General features: G+C 59.2%; 1 protein-coding gene. It reads left to right on the forward strand.

Going from position 1 to position 485, the window contains the following annotated elements; all coding sequences use genetic code 11:
• Nucleotides 1–420, forward strand: a 420-nt coding sequence (locus H6B10_RS15280) for an AlkZ-related protein (protein ID WP_430661773.1), incomplete at its 5' end; no start/stop codon positions are given.
• Nucleotides 421–485 lie beyond the last annotated feature (65 nt).

The raw sequence follows: 485 nt of genomic DNA on the forward strand, positions 1-485 counted from the left end.
TGGCGGCGGGACGGCTACGACTTTGACAGCCGGTGGGACGATGGTCTCGCCACCGTCCGCCAGAAGAAGATCATGGACCAGTTCACCGAAGCGGACGCCCTGCTCTCCTATGAACTGAAGGAGCGGGCCGGGTTCGGCAAGGGCGGGGAGAAAAACTTCGAAGGCACCGTGACCGATCTGCAGATGAGCAGCTATCTGATCATCCGGGATTTTCGGCAAAAGCTCAACAAAAAAGGCCAGCCTTATGGCTGGCCCCGGGCAGAGTATACGACGCCGGAAGCGCTCTGGGGCGCGGAATGCATTACTACAGCCTACGCTACCGACCCGGTACAGTCCCGGACGAAGGTGTTCCGCCAGATTCAGGCCCATTTTCCCGCCGCCACCGAAGAGAGACTGCGGGCGGTGCTGGGCGGGCGCTGAGAAGAGGAACCTCCATGTGGAAGGCACTTCTCGTGCTTCACAAAATACAGATTACAAACAGCAAA

The sequence above is a fragment of the Gemmiger formicilis genome (assembly GCF_016901605.1).
GTDB lineage: Bacteria > Bacillota > Clostridia > Oscillospirales > Ruminococcaceae > Gemmiger > Gemmiger formicilis_B.